General features: G+C 50.8%; 17 protein-coding genes and 1 tRNA gene. 13 read left to right on the top strand and 5 right to left on the bottom strand.

What is annotated here, in order from left to right:
• Positions 1 to 140 precede the first annotated feature (140 nt).
• Complete coding sequence (locus G499_RS0104710) at positions 141 to 1244, bottom strand: Mrp/NBP35 family ATP-binding protein (RefSeq protein ID WP_026998991.1); 1104 nt, start codon at positions 1242 to 1244, stop codon at positions 141 to 143.
• A 178-nt stretch (positions 1245 to 1422) separates the two neighbouring features.
• On the opposite strand from G499_RS0104710, the gene dcm reads away from it, so the two are divergent.
• Together dcm and G499_RS22235 are read left to right on the top strand one after the other, a co-directional pair.
• On the top strand, positions 1423 to 2391 hold the full coding sequence (gene dcm, locus G499_RS18735; RefSeq protein ID WP_245576654.1) for a DNA (cytosine-5-)-methyltransferase: 969 nt from the start codon (positions 1423 to 1425) through the stop codon (positions 2389 to 2391).
• 3 nt (positions 2392 to 2394) lie between these two features.
• Positions 2395 to 2661 carry a DNA cytosine methyltransferase gene (locus tag G499_RS22235; protein ID WP_342663920.1) on the top strand — a complete coding sequence of 89 codons (267 nt, stop codon included), beginning with the start codon at positions 2395 to 2397 and terminating at the stop codon, positions 2659 to 2661.
• On the opposite strand, the gene G499_RS0104700 is transcribed toward G499_RS22235, so the two are convergent.
• Entirely contained in the window at positions 2637 to 3362 is a 726-nt protein-coding gene (locus G499_RS0104700) for an Eco47II family restriction endonuclease (RefSeq protein ID WP_245576652.1), read from the bottom strand. The genes G499_RS22235 and G499_RS0104700 overlap by 25 nt on opposite strands.
• 295 nt (positions 3363 to 3657) lie before the next feature.
• On the opposite strand from G499_RS0104700, the gene G499_RS0104695 reads away from it, so the two are divergent.
• From G499_RS0104695 to G499_RS0104660, 8 genes are all read left to right on the top strand, one after another.
• Positions 3658 to 4668 (top strand): FAD:protein FMN transferase, encoded by a 1011-nt coding sequence (locus G499_RS0104695; protein ID WP_026998989.1) that lies wholly within the window; start codon positions 3658 to 3660, stop codon positions 4666 to 4668.
• A gap of 39 nt (positions 4669 to 4707) precedes the next feature.
• On the top strand, positions 4708 to 6147 hold the full coding sequence (locus G499_RS0104690) for a pyridoxal phosphate-dependent decarboxylase family protein (RefSeq protein WP_026998988.1): 1440 nt from the start codon (positions 4708 to 4710) through the stop codon (positions 6145 to 6147).
• A gap of 139 nt (positions 6148 to 6286) precedes the next feature.
• A tRNA-Leu gene (locus G499_RS0104685) sits at positions 6287 to 6370 on the top strand.
• A 104-nt stretch (positions 6371 to 6474) separates the two neighbouring features.
• A complete protein-coding gene (locus G499_RS0104680; protein WP_026998987.1) occupies positions 6475 to 7428 on the top strand; it encodes an acetyl-CoA carboxylase carboxyltransferase subunit alpha in 954 nt (317 codons plus the stop codon).
• Between the two features lie 161 nt (positions 7429 to 7589).
• On the top strand, positions 7590 to 8276 hold the full coding sequence (locus G499_RS0104675) for a 2-C-methyl-D-erythritol 4-phosphate cytidylyltransferase (RefSeq protein ID WP_026998986.1): 687 nt from the start codon (positions 7590 to 7592) through the stop codon (positions 8274 to 8276).
• Between the two features lie 224 nt (positions 8277 to 8500).
• Positions 8501 to 9481, top strand: a complete 981-nt coding sequence (locus tag G499_RS0104670) for a pyruvate dehydrogenase complex E1 component subunit beta (RefSeq protein WP_026998985.1) — start codon at positions 8501 to 8503, stop codon at positions 9479 to 9481.
• Between the two features lie 97 nt (positions 9482 to 9578).
• Positions 9579 to 10262 (top strand): YggS family pyridoxal phosphate-dependent enzyme, encoded by a 684-nt coding sequence (locus G499_RS0104665; protein WP_026998984.1) that lies wholly within the window; start codon positions 9579 to 9581, stop codon positions 10260 to 10262.
• A 13-nt stretch (positions 10263 to 10275) separates the two neighbouring features.
• Positions 10276 to 10986 (top strand): 16S rRNA (uracil(1498)-N(3))-methyltransferase, encoded by a 711-nt coding sequence (locus G499_RS0104660; RefSeq protein ID WP_026998983.1) that lies wholly within the window; start codon positions 10276 to 10278, stop codon positions 10984 to 10986.
• Here the strand turns inward: G499_RS0104660 and ruvB are convergent.
• Entirely contained in the window at positions 10981 to 12030 is a 1050-nt protein-coding gene (gene ruvB, locus G499_RS0104655; protein ID WP_026998982.1) for a Holliday junction branch migration DNA helicase RuvB, read from the bottom strand. The genes G499_RS0104660 and ruvB overlap by 6 nt on opposite strands.
• Before the next feature lie 46 nt (positions 12031 to 12076).
• Positions 12077 to 13390: a 30S ribosomal protein S12 methylthiotransferase RimO gene (gene rimO / locus G499_RS0104650; RefSeq protein ID WP_026998981.1), complete on the bottom strand. Its 1314-nt coding sequence runs from the start codon at positions 13388 to 13390 to the stop codon at positions 12077 to 12079.
• A gap of 193 nt (positions 13391 to 13583) precedes the next feature.
• Between rimO and G499_RS0104645 the strand changes: the two genes are divergently transcribed.
• Genes G499_RS0104645 through G499_RS0104635 form a run of 3 tightly spaced genes read left to right on the top strand, consistent with a single transcriptional unit; the run spans position 13584 to position 15332 of the window.
• A complete protein-coding gene (locus G499_RS0104645) occupies positions 13584 to 14117 on the top strand; it encodes an RNA polymerase sigma factor (RefSeq protein ID WP_026998980.1) in 534 nt (177 codons plus the stop codon).
• On the top strand, positions 14114 to 14848 hold the full coding sequence (locus G499_RS0104640) for a hypothetical protein (protein ID WP_026998979.1): 735 nt from the start codon (positions 14114 to 14116) through the stop codon (positions 14846 to 14848). The genes G499_RS0104645 and G499_RS0104640 overlap by 4 nt, the downstream gene beginning before the upstream one ends.
• 7 nt (positions 14849 to 14855) lie before the next feature.
• The gene (locus tag G499_RS0104635) at positions 14856 to 15332 is read left to right on the top strand and encodes a hypothetical protein (RefSeq protein ID WP_026998978.1); all 477 of its coding nucleotides are present in this window, start codon (positions 14856 to 14858) and stop codon (positions 15330 to 15332) included.
• A gap of 142 nt (positions 15333 to 15474) precedes the next feature.
• Here G499_RS0104635 and G499_RS0104625 read toward each other — a convergent pair whose 3' ends face one another.
• On the bottom strand, positions 15475 to 16116 hold the full coding sequence (locus tag G499_RS0104625; RefSeq protein ID WP_026998977.1) for a class I SAM-dependent methyltransferase: 642 nt from the start codon (positions 16114 to 16116) through the stop codon (positions 15475 to 15477).
• Positions 16117 to 16135: the final 19 nt, after the last annotated feature.

The following is a 16135-nucleotide window of genomic DNA, read 5'->3' as shown; positions in this document are numbered from 1 at the left end:
GACATCCGAGCGCGAGAGTGCGAAGGATGCTAGCGCAAGCGCTGCCCGACCCCGTGGCTCACGGCTGTGTTCCACAGCCGGGGGCGCGGGGGAAGCCCCAAATCCATCAAACAAACAAGCGCCTCTTTTGGTACTATGTGTTAGCGGACGATGGACACGGGCTTGGTTTTGTCTTGGGTCGCATTGCGAATGGCCACCTGCTGGGCGAGCTTTTGGGCGGCTTCTTCGAATGCTTTGCGGATGAGGGGGTCGGCTTGGAAAATAGCCGGCTCGCCTTCGTCGCCCCCTTCGCGGATGCTCTGTACGAGGGGTACTTCGCCTAGGAAGGGGATTTGGTGTTGTTGAGAGAGTACCTGCCCACCGCCTTGGCCGAAGATGTAGTATCGGTTTTCGGGAAGCTCAGCAGGGGTAAAATACGCCATATTTTCGACAATTCCTAACAAGGGGACATTTACGGGATCTTGCTTGAACATCCCGACGGCCTTGAGGGCATCGGCTACGGCGACCTTTTGAGGGGTAGTAACGATGACAGCTCCGGTAACGGGTACGGCCTGCACGAGGGTCAGGTGGATGTCGCTTGTACCCGGAGGGAGGTCGATGAGCAGGTAGTCTAGCTCGCCCCACTCGGTTTCGGTGAGGAACTGGCGGAGAGCCTTACTAGCCATAGGGCCGCGCCAAGCAATGGGCGTTTCGGCAGAGGCGAGGAAGCCCATCGAGATGATTTTGATGCCATACTTACGGATGGGAATGATCATCTGTCGTCCGTCGATTTCGGCAATGTCGGGGCGCTCTTCTTCCACCCCAAACATAATGGGGATAGAGGGGCCGGAGATGTCGGCATCGATGATGCCTACGGATGCGCCGGTACGGGCGAGGGCTGCGGCGAGATTGGCCGTAACGGTAGATTTGCCTACGCCGCCCTTGCCGGAGCCTACGGCGATGATATTTTTGACATTGGGCAGGCCGATAGTAGCAGAGGTCGTAACCTCGGCGGCCATCCGTACTTCTACCTCAAGTGCCAAACCAAGAGGCTTGGCTACGTGGGTTTCGAGAGCGTTTTCGCAGTCTTGGCGTATTTTTTCTTTCAGGGGGCAGGCCGGGGTGGTGAGCATCACCGTAAAGGCCACCTTGGTGCCTTCGATTTCGATGTCGCGTATCATATTGAGCGACACAAGGTCGCGCTTGAGGTCTGGTTCTTCGACCGTGCCCAAGGCTTTGAGTATATGTTCGGGAGTAAGACTCATAAGGGGTAATTGATAAAAACCGTCTGTTTTATTGTCTCAGTTGATAGATTATTAAACCCACAAGGGCGGCGAAGTGTTCCACGCTTGAGAGGAAAGTATTTTGAGGGTGAATATTTTATGTTGCCGAAAATATCCCTAAATCTGTAACCATTGCCCAAGGTTTAATAAGGTGGTTATTATGAAAGATTACTTGTCGTTAGCAGAAGCAGCCGAAATAATTGGCAAAAGTAAAGAAACTTTGCGAAGATGGGATAAAGAAGGCATCTTAAATGCTGTCAGAGAGCCTGTTTCTAATTATCGAATGTACCACAAAAATGATGTAGCCCAACTCTTAGGGTCACTCTTCGCCGAGGATGTTTCCCACGAGGTGTCTAATTATGTTACTCCTGACCATCGTTATGGTGTGTTGGAGCTTTTTGCGGGCGCAGGCGGCCTTGCGATTGGTTTAGAAAAAGCCGGGCTTCACTGTGTGGCCTTGAATGAGCTGGATAAGTGGGCTTGCCAAACCTTGCGGCAAAACCGGCCTCAGTGGCAAGTATTAGAAGGAGATATCAAAAACTATGATTTCAGCCAATACCACGGGCAGGTCGACGTAGTTACGGGTAGTTTTCCGTGCCAAGCCTTCAGCTATGCGGGCAAAAAACTTGGTTTGGAAGATGCAAGAGGCACGCTGTTCTATGAGTTTGCAAGAGTAGTACAAGAGGTTCGCCCGGCCTTGTGTATTGGTGAAAATGTGCGGGGGTTGCTGAGCCACGCCAAAGGTAAGACTTTGCAAGGGATGATTTCTATCTTGGATGAGATTGGTTACCAAGTTGTTCCGGTGCAGGTACTCAAGGCCGTTCAATATCGTGTTCCGCAAAAACGCGAACGATTGATTTTGGTAGGGGTGCGGAAAGACATTGACCTCCATTTTGATTACCCCAAACCACACAAGCGGATTTATACCCTAAAGGATGCGCTCAAAAAAGGGTCGCTTTATGATACGGATGTACCGCCGTCGATAGGCGTAAGCTACCCCGAACACAAGAAAAAAGTGCTTGATTTGGTGCCGCCCAAAGGTTACTGGCGCGACTTACCGCCGGATATTCAAAAGGCCTATATGGGCGGTAGCTTCTACTTGGGTGGGGGCAAAACCGGCATGGCGTGACGCATTGGATGGGATGAGCCCTCGCTGACGCTGACCTGTAGCCCTGCACAAAAACAAACGGAGCGCTGCCACCCCGAGGAAACACGTCCTTTTACGGTCAGAGAGTACGCCCGCATTCAGACCTTCCCCGACGATTGGGTGTTTGCCAGCTCTATGGCACAACAATACAAACAGATTGGTAATGCTGTACCTGTAAACCTAGGCCAAGAGTTGGGGTATGCCATTGTCAAATTCTTGAATCGATACTACAGTCTGTCGAAACCTGCGTAATAATCGAAGTTGTCAAAAGTGATTTGATCTATCACGGAGCGGTGGCTGGTTTTTGCTGCCGCTTCAATGTTGGCAACAATGTCGGTGGATGTAGCCGAATAAACCCTAGAAGCCGTGCCATTCAAAAAATCTTCTATCACTTTAGGAAGCACCTTATACAAATCAAAAAAAGCCGTCGGGCTACCAGTGAGTAGGTGGTAGAATTGGTCTCCTGAGATTTTGTATACGCGGCTATGGCTATATTCTTTGCCATTGATATCCCCGCTCCAAAGCTCTGTGAAGCTACTTTTAGCCAAAATTTGCACCCAATAACACTTGGCTTTTTTGTGTGTATCTGCATAGCGGGACAGCTTTTGGAATAAGCTCTCAGCAGCACTACTATTCATTGTGTTGTGCTTGTTTTTGATATCGTCAAAGAGGGTATTGTCTGTCGCCTTGATATCAAACCCGCTGGCTTGCCCTTGTTCAAACCCTTGGATTCCGCCCAATACTTGTTCGTGAAACTTGCCTATCGCATTGTTGATTGATTTGTCTATTTGTCTCAATATTTCTGCTTCAATGATTTGCGCTTCTGTCATATGATTGAACTTGGCATCAAATATCAGCTTGACAACATCTATTTTATTGTTGTAAAACTTTGTTTTGTTGATATTGGCTTTAGCCTTGAGGTATGATGTGTGTAGAGTTTGTACACAGCTCAAAAGGTGCTCATCGGAGACAAAAGAAGCGCCTTGATGCCTGAAATAAGGAATAATTTATCCCCCTTCTATTCCCGTCTGTTTGTCCAAACATCAGCCGTTGATAAAGCGTTATACCATCATTCACCAAATTTGATTTTCTTGATGCGTAAGGGTTTTCATCTCGTGCTCTTCCCGGACTAATTCTGGTGGGAATAAGTAATTGGGTGTCTCAACATACGCATACTTGTAATCTGTTATGGATTCTCCCTAGAGTTGATGTATCTTTGTTGGCATATCAACATCTCTTGCTTTACGTATGAACAACACTGCAAAAAATGCCCTTTACTCCCTTATCCTGATTGTAATTGTCGGTTTGGTATACCTCTATCGCGAGTCGCAGGCACTCGTTCCTATGGAGTTTTATGGAGAGGCGATGGGTAGCGTCTATACCATCAAATACCTCGATGCGCAGGCTCGCAAGCTCAAGCCCGAAGTCGATAAGTTTCTGGAAGAGTTCAATACCTGCCTCTCTACTTACGACCCCAAGTCAGAGATTTCCCGCTTCAACCAAGGAATGTCACACACATTTGGCTGCCCTCACTTTTACCAAGTCTTGGAGGCCTCACGCAAAATCTACGAGCAATCCGGCGGCGCTTTTGACCCTACTGTAGGGCCGTTGGTCAATGCTTGGGGCTTCGGTTTCAAACAAGAAGTACAGCCCGACAGCCTTGTGATTGACTCCTTGCTTCAGCTCGTGGGATTTGACAAAATCAGCTTCGACCAAAAACAGGTTCGTAAAAGCCAACCCGGCATTGTGATTGACTTCAACTCCATCGCTCCGGGCTATGCCGTAGACCTCGTTGCAGAGATGTTTGAGGCCAAAGGTATACAAAACTATATGATTGAAATCAGTGGTGAAGTCCGCTGTAAAGGTGTAAATAAAGACGGTAAACCTTGGGGTATTGCTATAGTGAACCCTGTACAACAAGACGATTTTCAGGCCATCATTCCCTTGAGCAATCGGGCCTTGGTTACTTCGGGCAACTACCGTAAGTTTTATGTCAAAGATGGGGTGAAATACTCGCATACCATCGACCCCAAAACGGGTTACCCCGTACAACACAGCTTGCTCAGTGCTACGGTACTTGCCCCTGATGCCACCACTGCCGATGCCATGGCCACAGTCCTGATGGTGTTGGGCTTAGAAGAGGGGAAAAAATTTTTAGAAAAACATCCCGAACTCGATGCACTCCTCATCTACTCAGATGCCAAGGGAGGCACCAAGACATATATTACTCCCGAATTAGCCAAATTGCTTGAAAACTAAACCCGGGATTTACTCTCTCAGAACCACCCATAAGCTCCTATGAATCAAGCTCTGACAGACATACTGCGCCACGCCTACGACCCTGAGCGCTTTCGAGAGCAAGGCCACGCACTGGTAGACCTGCTGGCCGACCACCTCGCCAATGCCCAACAAGGGCACTATACGCAGGCGCTGCCTTACCAAACCCCGGAGGCAATGCTGGTACAATGGCAGGAAACGCTGACAAAGCCCGACAGTGTGCCGGCTTTTGTAGAGCAGTTGCTGGCGCATACCATTCGTCTACACCACCCCCACTATATGGGGCATCAGGTAACGGCGGCATTGCCCTTGGCGGCACTGTCAGACTTTGTGGGGCGCACCCTCAATGCTGGGGTGGCTGTGTATGAAATGGGCAGCCCTGCCGTCGTGATGGAGCGCATCGTTACCCAACACTTGGCCCAACACCTAGGCTGGGATACCCAATCAGAGGGCTTTTTGACTTCGGGTGGCTCTCTTGGTAATTTTACCGCCCTGCTGGGAGCTACCAAAATCCGCTGTGAGGCACTGGGAATAGCCCTACACCAAGCCGCCTGGATGGTCTCTGAGGAGTCGCATTATTCTGTAGCAAGGGCTTTTCGTGCGATGGGTTTGGCCGACAGCCAACTGGTACACCTGCCTGTAAACAAACAATACCAAATCGACCCTGAGCGCCTCGCCCAAACCTATGCCCAAGCACAAGCCGCAGGGCTGCATGTCGTGGGTTTGGTGGGCAATGCTTGTACCACAGCCACGGGCACTTTTGATGATTTGCAAGCCCTAGCGGCCTTTGCCCAAACAGCAGGACTGTGGTTTCACGTAGATGCCGCACACGGCGGCGGAGCTATCTTCAGTCCCCAATACAAAACCCTGCTGGCCGGTATTGAGCTAGCAGATTCGGTGATTGTAGACTACCACAAAATGCTGATGATGCCCTCCTTGGTAACGGCAGTGATGTTCCGTCGAGGGCACGAATCATACCGTACCTTTGCCCAAAAAGCCGATTACCTATGGGCTCAAGAAGACCAAGAGTGGTTTACGCTAGGCAAACGTACACTGGAGTGTACCAAGTCGAGTATGGGGGTGAAGATATTCCTGACCCTACAGCAGTACGACACCCGCGTGTTTGATGCCTACGTTACCAGTCGCTTTGACCTAGCCCGCCGCTTTGCTACTATCCTCGAAGCACAGCCCGACTTTGAGCTTTTCTTAACCCCGATGAGCAACATCGTCTGCTTCCGATATCGGCAAGAAGGACTGGACGACACCCAAACCGATACACTCAATGAGGCCATACACACCGCCTTGGTGCAAGAAGGCAGCTTTTTTATTGTTCGTACCAAGTTGCGCGGGCGGGTCTATTTGCGTACAACCCTGATGAGCCCCTTTACAGAAGAGGTGCATCTCCATACCCTGCTCCAACACCTACAACAACTCGCCCAACGGCATTTGACCTTGGCCTAAAAACCCTTTGTAACAAGGAATCAGCCCCACCTATGGGGACCACGCACAAGTCACACGCAAGGCTGGCGCTAAAAAATATTGAACCGCCTTTTTGCAAAACCAAAAAAGCGCTGTACATTTGTATCCCCTAAAAACACTAGCCGAAGTGGCGGAACTGGTAGACGCGCACGTTTCAGGGGCGTGTGAGCTTACGCTCGTGCAGGTTCGATTCCTGTCTTCGGCACTCTTCAAAAATTCTCCAAGGCGTTTGATATACGCCTTTTTTTGTAATATTACCCTCAGATAGCCCCCCTCAAAGGCATCGTTTTCCACTAGCTCGCGACCCCTATGAGTGCACTGCTTGATTTTGAAAAACCCATTGCGGAATTGGAAGAAAAGCTGGCCGAAGTAAAGCGCCTAGCCGTCGAAAAAAACATCAATGTCGATGAGGCTGTCAAAGCTTACGAACAAAGCATTTTGAACCTCAAACGCGACACCTACCAGCACCTAACCCGCTGGCAGCGGGTGCAGCTCTCGCGACACCCTGAGCGCCCCTATACCCTAGACTACCTCAAGGCCATTTGTGAGGAGTTCATAGAGCTACACGGCGACCGCAATATTGCCGATGATAAAGCTATGGTGGGCGGTTTTGGCAAGGTCGATGGCCGCACCATTATGTTCATAGGCCAACAAAAAGGCCGCAATACCAAGCAGCGCCAAATGCGTAACTTTGGTATGGCACAGCCTGAAGGCTACCGCAAAGCCTTGCGCCTGATGCGCTTGGCCGAAAAATTTAACAAGCCCATCGTTACCCTTATCGATACCCCAGGAGCGTTTCCGGGCATCGAAGCCGAGGAACGTGGCCAAGCAGAAGCCATCGCCCGCAACATTCAGGATATGTTTATGCTGACTGTACCCGTGATTTGTATCATTATCGGTGAAGGGGCTTCCGGTGGCGCATTGGGTATCGCCATAGGCGACCGTGTGCTGATGCTCGAAAACACTTGGTACTCTGTTATCTCGCCCGAGTCTTGCTCTTCTATCCTCTGGCGTAGCTGGGAATATAAAGAACAAGCTGCCGAAGCGCTCAAACTCACTGCCAAGGATATGTACAAATTTGGCCTGATAGACGGCATCATTGCCGAACCTATCGGTGGCGCACACAAAGACCCTGAGGCCGTGTACAGTACCCTCAAAAGCACGATACTCAACACCCTTGCCGAACTAGATGAGCTGAGCGCTGAAGAACGCATCCAACAGCGGATTGAGAAGTTTTGCGCTATGGGTGCTTACGAAGAATAGTCTATCTACAACCCTGATACCTCTGGTAATCGGGGTTTTTTGTTATCATCATCCTAAGAGCTTTTTAAACTTATCTTCATCGACATCAAACTGCTGCTTTTTGGCTGCTACGTCGTTGAAAATTTAAACAAGCTCTAAGCGCTCAACTCACCACCCAACCTATGCAGCGACATTTTGTAGTGGTAGCCGGAGGCAGCGGCAGCCGTATGCAACGCGACTTGCCCAAGCAGTTTATTCCCATAGCCGGGTTGCCTATCCTGATGCACACCCTCCGACGCTTGCACCACACCGCCCCCGATGCCTCTATCGTTCTCGTGCTACCGCAGGCACATCACGCCTACTGGCAGGAGCTATGCCAAGTACACCGTTTTGAAATCTCCCACCACCTAACACAAGGCGGCTCTACGCGCTTTGAATCAGTAGCCAATGGTCTGGCCACCCTTCCTGATGCCGAAGGGCTAGTCGCCATCCACGACGGCGTGCGCCCCTTTGTCAGCCCCCAGACCATCCTCAATGGTTTTCAAACTGCTCAAGCAGAGGGTAACGCCGTAGCAGTGGTCGCTCTCAAAGACTCTATCCGCCAACTCGAACCCCGAGGTGACTCCACCCACGCCGACCGCAGTCGGTTTGTGCTGGTACAAACTCCACAAACATTTCGACTCTCTCTTATCCGAAAAGCCTACTATCAAGCCACTGACCCCACCCTTTTCACCGACGATGCCTCCGTGTTGGAAGCCGCAGGCCATCGTATCCACATTATTGAGGGCAATTATCAGAATATCAAAATCACTACTCCCGAAGACCTACTCATTGCCGAAGCTTTTGCTCAAACTGATCCAAACCATTGAGCTAGTCAATGTACCTTGAGCACTGGGGAGACCAAGGTTACTTGGTAATCAAGTAAATCTTGCTATCATTTTGCTTGGGTATAATGTGGGCTTCCCCCCACCCAAAAAGCCGAAATTAGCTTAGCTTTTGACACAGTTGCCCCTAGTCTGTCTTAGCGCTTGTGAATTTCGGCTAGAAATCACTATTTTTACCCTCCATAATACCAAAGCAACAAAATCTACCTATGAGGACGATACAATTTCGAGAAGCCCTCCGTGAGGCCATGAGCGAAGAGATGCGCCGCGACGAGCGCGTATTTCTGATGGGCGAAGAAGTAGCCGAATACAACGGCGCATACAAAGTAAGCCAAGGGATGCTCGACGAGTTCGGCCCCAAGCGCGTCATCGATACCCCCATTGCCGAGCTAGGCTTTGCCGGCATCGGTGTCGGGGCGGCTATGAACGGCCTGCGCCCCATTATCGAGTTTATGACCTTCAACTTCTCCCTTGTGGCCATCGACCAAGTCATCAACTCTGCTGCCAAGATGTACTCTATGTCTGGCGGCCAATACAGTGTACCCATCGTATTCCGTGGCCCTACCGGCAATGCTGGTATGCTGGGTGCCCAACACTCTCAAAACTTCGAAAACTGGTATGCCAATACCCCCGGCCTGAAGGTGGTCGTCCCCTCTAACCCCTACGATGCCAAAGGGCTGCTCAAGGCCGCCATCCGCGACAACGACCCCGTCATTTTTATGGAGTCCGAAGTAATGTATGGCGACAAAGGCGAAGTACCCGAGGGCGAATACCTCCTGCCCATCGGCGTAGCCAACACTGTCCGTACAGGCACAGACGTAACCATTGTCTCCTTCGGCAAAATCCTCAAAGTAGCCCAAGAGGCCGCCGAGGTACTGGCCAAAGACGGTATCCAGGCCGAGGTGATCGACCTGCGCAGCGTCCGCCCCATTGACTATGCCGCCATCATCAACTCAGTCAAGAAGACCAACCGCCTCGTAGTCGTAGAAGAAGCTTGGCCACTAGCCTCTATCTCTGGCGAAATCACCTACCACGTACAGCGCCACGCCTTCGACTACCTCGATGCGCCCGTTATCCGCATCACCAGCGAGGACGTGCCCCTGCCCTACGCCCCTACCCTCATCGAGGCCATTCTACCCAACGTAGCCAAAACCGTCGAGGCCATCAAAGCCGTTTGCTACGTCAAATAAATGCTACTGCCCCACAGCGGAGTACTCCTTGCACTTCGTGCTGTGGGGTACTGCTCGTGGGCTAACGCACGCACCAACCCACTACCTCCCCAACACGATGTCTATTGCCCAACGTTTGAGTGCCCTCAAGGCCGAAATTGCCCAACACGCTGCCCACTGTGAGCTGATTGCCGTCAGCAAAACCCACCCTGTAGTGGCCATCGAGGCTGCCTATCAGGCCGGTCAGCGGCACTTTGGCGAAAACAAAGCCCAAGAAATGGCCGAAAAACAAGCCCAGCTCCCACCCGACATCCGCTGGCATATGATCGGCCACTTGCAGCGCAACAAAGTAAAATACATCACCCCTTTTGTACACCTCATTCATTCCGTAGACAGCGTCAAGCTCTTGGAAGAAATCAACAAGCAGGCGCAGAAAAACGGGCGCATCATCGACTGCCTCCTCCAACTGCACATTGCCGCCGAGGAGACCAAGTTCGGCCTCGACTTCGACGAAGCCCGCGCCCTGCTCACCTCGCCCGAGCTAGCCACACTCACCCACATCCGCATTGTAGGCCTGATGGGCATGGCTACCAATACCGACAACGAAGCCCAAATCACAACCGAATTTCAGGGGCTGAAGCAGTTTTTTGACCAACAGGCCGCCCGTACCGACCTACCCGACAATGTCGCCCTAAGCGAAATATCGATGGGTATGAGCGGCGACTACCTGCTAGGCATCGCCCAAGGCAGCACCATGGTGCGCATCGGTAGTGCTATCTTCGGCCAACGCGATTACGCCTAGTCCCCCTAATCCTATGCAGTTATTCTATGCCCCCGGTGCACAGTTAGGCGCTTATACGCTTTCCGAAGAAGAATCGAGGCACTGTGTGAAGGTCTTGCGCAAGCAAGCCGGCGATACTCTATACCTTATCGACGGGCGGGGAACGCTCTTGCAAGGGGTATTACAACAAGCCAACCCCAAAGCCTCAATAGTAGACATACAACACGCTGACCCCCAACACGGCGCACGCCCCTACCGCATCCACCTTGCCCTAGCCCCTACCAAAAACATAGACCGCACAGAATGGCTGCTCGAAAAAGCCGTAGAACTAGGTGTTGATGAAGTTTCTTTCTTGCTCTGTGCCCACTCGGAGCGCAAACAACTGAAGCTGGAGCGGCTCGAAAAAATAGCCCTCAGCGCAGCCAAACAGTCACTCAAAGCCACCATCCCACTTTTACACCCTTTGCAGCCCCTCAGTGAGTGGATAAAAAATCAACCCGCTGATTCACAACAATTTATCGCCCATTTGGTGGAAGGCGAAGAACGACTGCTTTTGCAGAAAGCCTTGCAGCCTAACGGCTCATACACCATATTGATAGGCCCCGAGGGCGACTTCAGCCCCGAAGAGATCGCCACCGCCTTGGCAGCAGGCTTCCGGCCTGTGAGCTTGGGCGACAGCCGCCTACGTACCGAAACCGCCGCCCTAGTGGCCGTACACCTCTGCCACGTAGCGCAGCAACTATGAGCCTGTTGGCTCTGCCCCTTGGTCAAAGAGGCCGCGCTGCTTGTAGGTCGGAATTACGCCTAGGTGTTGGTAGGCTTTTTCGGTGGCTTCGCGCCCCCGTGAGGTACGTTTGATAAAGCCTTCCATAATCAAGAATGGCTCATACACCTCTTCAATCGTTTCGGCCTCTTCACCACAGGCTGTGGCAATGGTTGATAAGCCCACAGGGCCTCCCTTAAACTTATGGATGATGGTGTTGAGGATACGGTTGTCCATCTCATCTAGGCCATATTTATCCACTTCCAGCGCTTCGAGGGCTATCTGGGCAATGTCTTGGGTAATCGTACCACTGCCTTTTACTTGGGCAAAATCTCGCGTACGGCGAAGGAGATTGTTGGCAATACGGGGCGTGCCTCGGCTGCGTCGGGCAATTTCATAAGCCGCCTCTTGTTCGATGGGAGTTTGGAGAATATAGGCCGAGCGGGTGATGATTCGGGCCAACAAGTCTGCTCCATAGTATTCCAGCCTTGAGTTGATACCAAAGCGCGCCCGTAGGGGCGAAGTCAAGAGGCCGGCACGGGTAGTGGCACCGATTAGCGTAAATGGGTTCAACCCGATTTGGATAGTCCTCGCATTAGGCCCCGAGTCGAGCACAATGTCAATCTTATAATCCTCCATTGCTGAGTAGAGATACTCCTCCACAATGGGATTGAGTCGGTGAATCTCATCAATAAACAACACGTCCTTGACCTGGAGATTGGTCAGCAAGCCGGCCAAGTCGCTAGGTTTATCAAGCACAGGGCCGGAGGTGATTTTGAGATTCGCCTCCAGCTCTTGGGCAATGATGTTGGCCAAGGTAGTTTTGCCCAGCCCCGGCGGGCCGTGTAGCAGTACGTGGTCGAGGGCTTCGTCCCGATGTTTGGCGGCCTTTACAAAAACCTGTAAGTTTTCGACAATCTTGTCTTGCCCTGCAAAATCAGCAAAACTCAAGGGCCGCAAAGCCCGCTCAATGGCCTTGTCAGTGTCGGAGAGGTGTTCGTGGTCGCCACGCAGATTTGGATTCATAAGGCTTCAAGGTTTGGTAAAGGAGGACTTAGCACATCAACGATTACTACCCTTGAGCCAACTCCCCATAGAGGTCAAACGCCTCTGTCTGAGTGATGGTTACGGGCGCAAAGTCTCCAAGGCGCACATAATTTTCTTGAGCAGATACGAGCACCTCATTGTCTACCTCGGGGGAGTCGTACTGGGTACGCCCGATGAAGAAATCGCCTTCTTTGCGGTCAAAGAGCACTTGCATTGTTTGGCCTAGGTGGCGTTCGTTGAGCTGGGCGGAGATGTCCTGTTGAAGCTCCATAATGGCCTCGGCACGTTCGAGTTTGGTCTCGTCGGGCACATCATCCGTAAATTGATGGGCGTGGGTGTTTTCTTCGTGCGAATAGGTAAACACCCCTAGGCGGTCGAAGCGTTGTGAGGCCACAAACTGGTACATTTCTTCAAACTCGGCTTCGGTTTCGCCCGGGTATCCGGCGATGAGCGTAGTACGCAGTGCAATTTCGGGGATACTTTGGCGGATGCGGTCTATCAGCTCCTCGGTTTTTGGGCGGGTAATGCCTCGGCGCATCCGTTGGAGCACGGCGGTAGAGCCGTGTTGTAGGGGCATATCGAGGTATTTGCAGACATTGGGGTGGTTTTTGATGACCTCCAGCACATCCATCGGGAAGCCCGCCGGATAGGCATACTGTAGGCGCACCCATTCGATGCCTTCTACATCAGCCAGCCGGTCTACTAGTTCGGCCAAGTTGCGTTTTTTGTAAAGATCGAGGCCGTAGTAAGTCAGGTCTTGTGCGATGAGAATCAGCTCTTTTGTGCCGTTCTTGGCCATATTTTGCGCCTGAGTAAGGAGCTGCTCCATCGGGGTAGATACGTGGCCGCCGCGCATCAGTGGGATGGCACAGAAAGAGCAAGGACGGTCGCAGCCTTCGGCTATTTTGAGGTAGGCGTAGTGGCGCGGGGTAGTCAGCAGGCGTTCGCCTACCAACTCGTGTTTGTAGTCAGCCTTGAACGCTTTGAGCAGTGCCGGCAAGTCTCGTGTGCCGAAATAGGCATCCACCTGTGGGATTTCAACGGCCAGCCCGTCTTTATAACGCTCTGATAAACAGCCAGTTACGTATATCTTTTCGACCAAACCTTCTTCTTTGGCCTGTACATACTCAAGGATGGTATCGATAGATTCTTGCTTGGCATTGTCAATAAAGCCGCAAGTATTGATGATGACCACATTGGCCTCTTGGGCCTGCTCGTGTAGGGCATCGATGCCGTTGCCACGCAGTTGGGTCAGGATGTTTTCGGAGTCTACTAGGTTTTTGGAACAACCTAGGGTAACGATGTTTACCTTCGTTTGGCGTAATGTCTTTGTCTTCATACCTTGTCGCAATTCAGACAACAAAGGTACGTTTTTTTTGCGGGAGATTGGTATGTCCTCATATCCCTTAGCCACTTTTGCCCAATGGTATAAAATCTTTACTGTCTAATTAAACCCTAAGGGCGTTGCTGCGTCAATACATCAAACAACCCCAAACCCTGTGTCTGATAATCAAATACTTGCCCAAAAACCTATCGAAGACGCAACCCTCATAACACAGTTCCAAAACGAGACTACGCGCACACAAGCTTTTGAAGCGTTGGTGCGAAAGTACCAACGCCGCCTCTATGGGCATATCCGGCATATGGTCATCAGTCATGCCGATACTGACGACCTCTTGCAAGAGGTTTTCGTCAAGGTGTGGCAACACTTAGCTAATTTTAGGGGCGAAGCCCAACTTCAGACCTGGCTCTACCGCATTGCCACCAATGAGTGTCTGAGTTTTTTGCGAAAAAAGCGGCTTCGTTTTTGGCATCCGCTCCAAGAGCAACTCACGGAAGCGCTCGAATCAGGTGTCTATATCGAAGGCGATAAAGTTCAACTAGCGTTACAGCGTGCGCTATTGACCTTGCCTGACAAACAGCGGTTGGTATTCAATATGCGCTATTTTGAAGAATTACCCTACGAACAAATGTCCGAGATACTGGGCACTAGCGTGGGGGCGTTGAAAGCCTCTTATCATTTGGCCGTAAAAAAAATTGAAAAGCATTTAGCCCAAACACTATGAGCAACGCCCAAGATTCCCCCCCCAACTGGTCGCGCCAAAGCCCTTGGCAAGCCCCAAAAGGTTACTTCGAGACCTTCCCACTGCGCATACAAAAACGCCTCAAACCTACATCATTGCCAAAAGACACCCCTTTTGTTACACCTGTGGGTTATTTTGAGTACAGCCTACCCCAAAAGCTACAACAACGTCTATCGCCCAAACCTGTTGCTCAAACACCCCAATGGCGGATGGCCTTGGCCGTTGGCTTATGCCTGCTGGTTGTATTGATGGGGTATCAGGGTTGGCAAACGCTCACAAACACCAGCGTATCTCTACACACTGCGCTCACAAACACCAAACCTGCGAGCGCTGTCAAACATAAGGATGCGCCCACGCCAACCGAAGCCAACAACCCTACCACCACAACGTCAAGAACAAATATAGCCACTTCCATACCTCCTTCTGTTATGCCATATATTGCTGATAACCCTGCCGAAGAATCCGAAAAAGCTGTATGGGAAGAAGAGTTCTGGGTAAATAATTTCTGGAATGATACGCCGCTACTCGATACAGCCCTAGATGATGATGCCCTACTCAGCGCTTGGGCATTGACTGAAGCGGATGTGCCTTTTGAGGTCATTATGGTTGTAGAGGAGACCGATTGGTGGGAAGAACGACTACTGGCATCTATGGATGAGTGGGAATTTTTAGAACTACTAGAAACATTCCCTACGCTGGCCAACTTAAACTAAAACAACCATGAAAAAACCGATTTACTTCTTTCTTTTAGCCATTTGCGGACTTTTATCGCCCGCCCTGCTAAGCGCTCAAACAGATGACCAACTGACCAATGCCACCGCACAAGAACGATACGAACACATCAAGGCTATGCGGACAGCTTATCTCACACAAAGGATGAACCTCAGCCCTGAGCAAGCCGGCAACTTTTGGGCTTTGTATAATGTATATGAGCAAGAGCGGCAACAACTCCAAGAACAATCGCGAAGGCTGCGCAAAAACCGTTCAAACAGCACCAACATACAGGCTGACTTAGAGCAAATACTCCAGCTCAAACAACAAGAGCTAGCACTAGAAAAAGATTATATGTATCGTTTTGCCAATGTCATCAGCTGGGAACAAGTCGCAGTACTCTATGAGGCCGAACATAGTTTCCGAAAAATGCTGATGGAGCGTATGCGGCATCATTCCAAACAAGGCGATCCCGATGATGAATAAGCTCCACAAAGATTATATCAAAATTTACAAGAAAGGGAACTCAGTACATGCCTTTTTCCCTAACCACTGTTGATTGGGTATCTTTCAAGAAAAACCCTGACTGCGTTTGACTGCTGTCAGGGTTTTGTCTTTTGCAGATTTTTTATGCTTTTCTGCCTATAAACATCATATACTGCCACACACCCAAATATCCTTTTTTGATTTTGGTGTATACCGGCTCAAAGCGTTGTTGGAGATATGGTACCAGATGACCATCGAGGCGGACGTGGTTGGCACGCATAAAGCGCTTGTACAAGCCTACGGGCGTATCGTGAAAATCAGAAACCACTATCACTCCACCGGGCTTGAGGTCGAGGCGGGCTTGGTCTATCAGTTCGCTCCACTGTGGGTTAATCATCGTCAGCGAATACGAAAAGAGGATGATATCAAAGTGATTGTTGTACTGCGTTCCGCTTTCGTAGGGTTGGTGTAAGCATTGCACCCTGTCGGCAAAAGGGCGCAGCTTTTGGGTGGCGCGCTCAATCATATCTTCTGATACATCCAACGAGGTGATTTGCGCCTTAGGAAAACGCTTGGCTAGGTTATAAGAGTTGATTCCGGTACCACAGCCAACATCCAAGATTTGGAGTTGGGCTTCGCGCTCAAACGGAATGTGTTTGAGGATACTCTTTCGCCCAAAGAGAAAAACCCAGCGGGTAAGGTCATAAATTTTGGCCTGAAACTTATAGTAGTTTCGCATATCGGCCAATTGGGCTTCTTTGTCTTGTGAAAGGCGGTCTTTCATAGGCTTTCAAAATTGAGGG

This window comes from Eisenibacter elegans DSM 3317 (assembly GCF_000430505.1).
GTDB lineage: Bacteria > Bacteroidota > Bacteroidia > Cytophagales > Microscillaceae > Eisenibacter > Eisenibacter elegans.
Note: the sequence above shows the minus strand (reverse complement) of the source record. Positions and strands in the feature narration are given on the sequence as shown.

Coding starts and splice junctions, on each gene's coding strand:
- G499_RS0104710 (WP_026998991.1), bottom strand. CDS start 1,244: ATGAGTCTTACTCCCGAACATATACTCAAAGCCTTGGGCACGGTCGAA.
- dcm (WP_245576654.1), top strand. CDS start 1,423: ATGAAAGATTACTTGTCGTTAGCAGAAGCAGCCGAAATAATTGGCAAA.
- G499_RS0104695 (WP_026998989.1), top strand. CDS start 3,658: ATGAACAACACTGCAAAAAATGCCCTTTACTCCCTTATCCTGATTGTA.
- G499_RS0104690 (WP_026998988.1), top strand. CDS start 4,708: ATGAATCAAGCTCTGACAGACATACTGCGCCACGCCTACGACCCTGAG.
- G499_RS0104680 (WP_026998987.1), top strand. CDS start 6,475: ATGAGTGCACTGCTTGATTTTGAAAAACCCATTGCGGAATTGGAAGAA.
- G499_RS0104675 (WP_026998986.1), top strand. CDS start 7,590: ATGCAGCGACATTTTGTAGTGGTAGCCGGAGGCAGCGGCAGCCGTATG.
- G499_RS0104670 (WP_026998985.1), top strand. CDS start 8,501: ATGAGGACGATACAATTTCGAGAAGCCCTCCGTGAGGCCATGAGCGAA.
- G499_RS0104665 (WP_026998984.1), top strand. CDS start 9,579: ATGTCTATTGCCCAACGTTTGAGTGCCCTCAAGGCCGAAATTGCCCAA.
- G499_RS0104660 (WP_026998983.1), top strand. CDS start 10,276: ATGCAGTTATTCTATGCCCCCGGTGCACAGTTAGGCGCTTATACGCTT.
- ruvB (WP_026998982.1), bottom strand. CDS start 12,030: ATGAATCCAAATCTGCGTGGCGACCACGAACACCTCTCCGACACTGAC.
- rimO (WP_026998981.1), bottom strand. CDS start 13,390: ATGAAGACAAAGACATTACGCCAAACGAAGGTAAACATCGTTACCCTA.
- G499_RS0104640 (WP_026998979.1), top strand. CDS start 14,114: ATGAGCAACGCCCAAGATTCCCCCCCCAACTGGTCGCGCCAAAGCCCT.
- G499_RS0104635 (WP_026998978.1), top strand. CDS start 14,856: ATGAAAAAACCGATTTACTTCTTTCTTTTAGCCATTTGCGGACTTTTA.
- G499_RS0104625 (WP_026998977.1), bottom strand. CDS start 16,116: ATGAAAGACCGCCTTTCACAAGACAAAGAAGCCCAATTGGCCGATATG.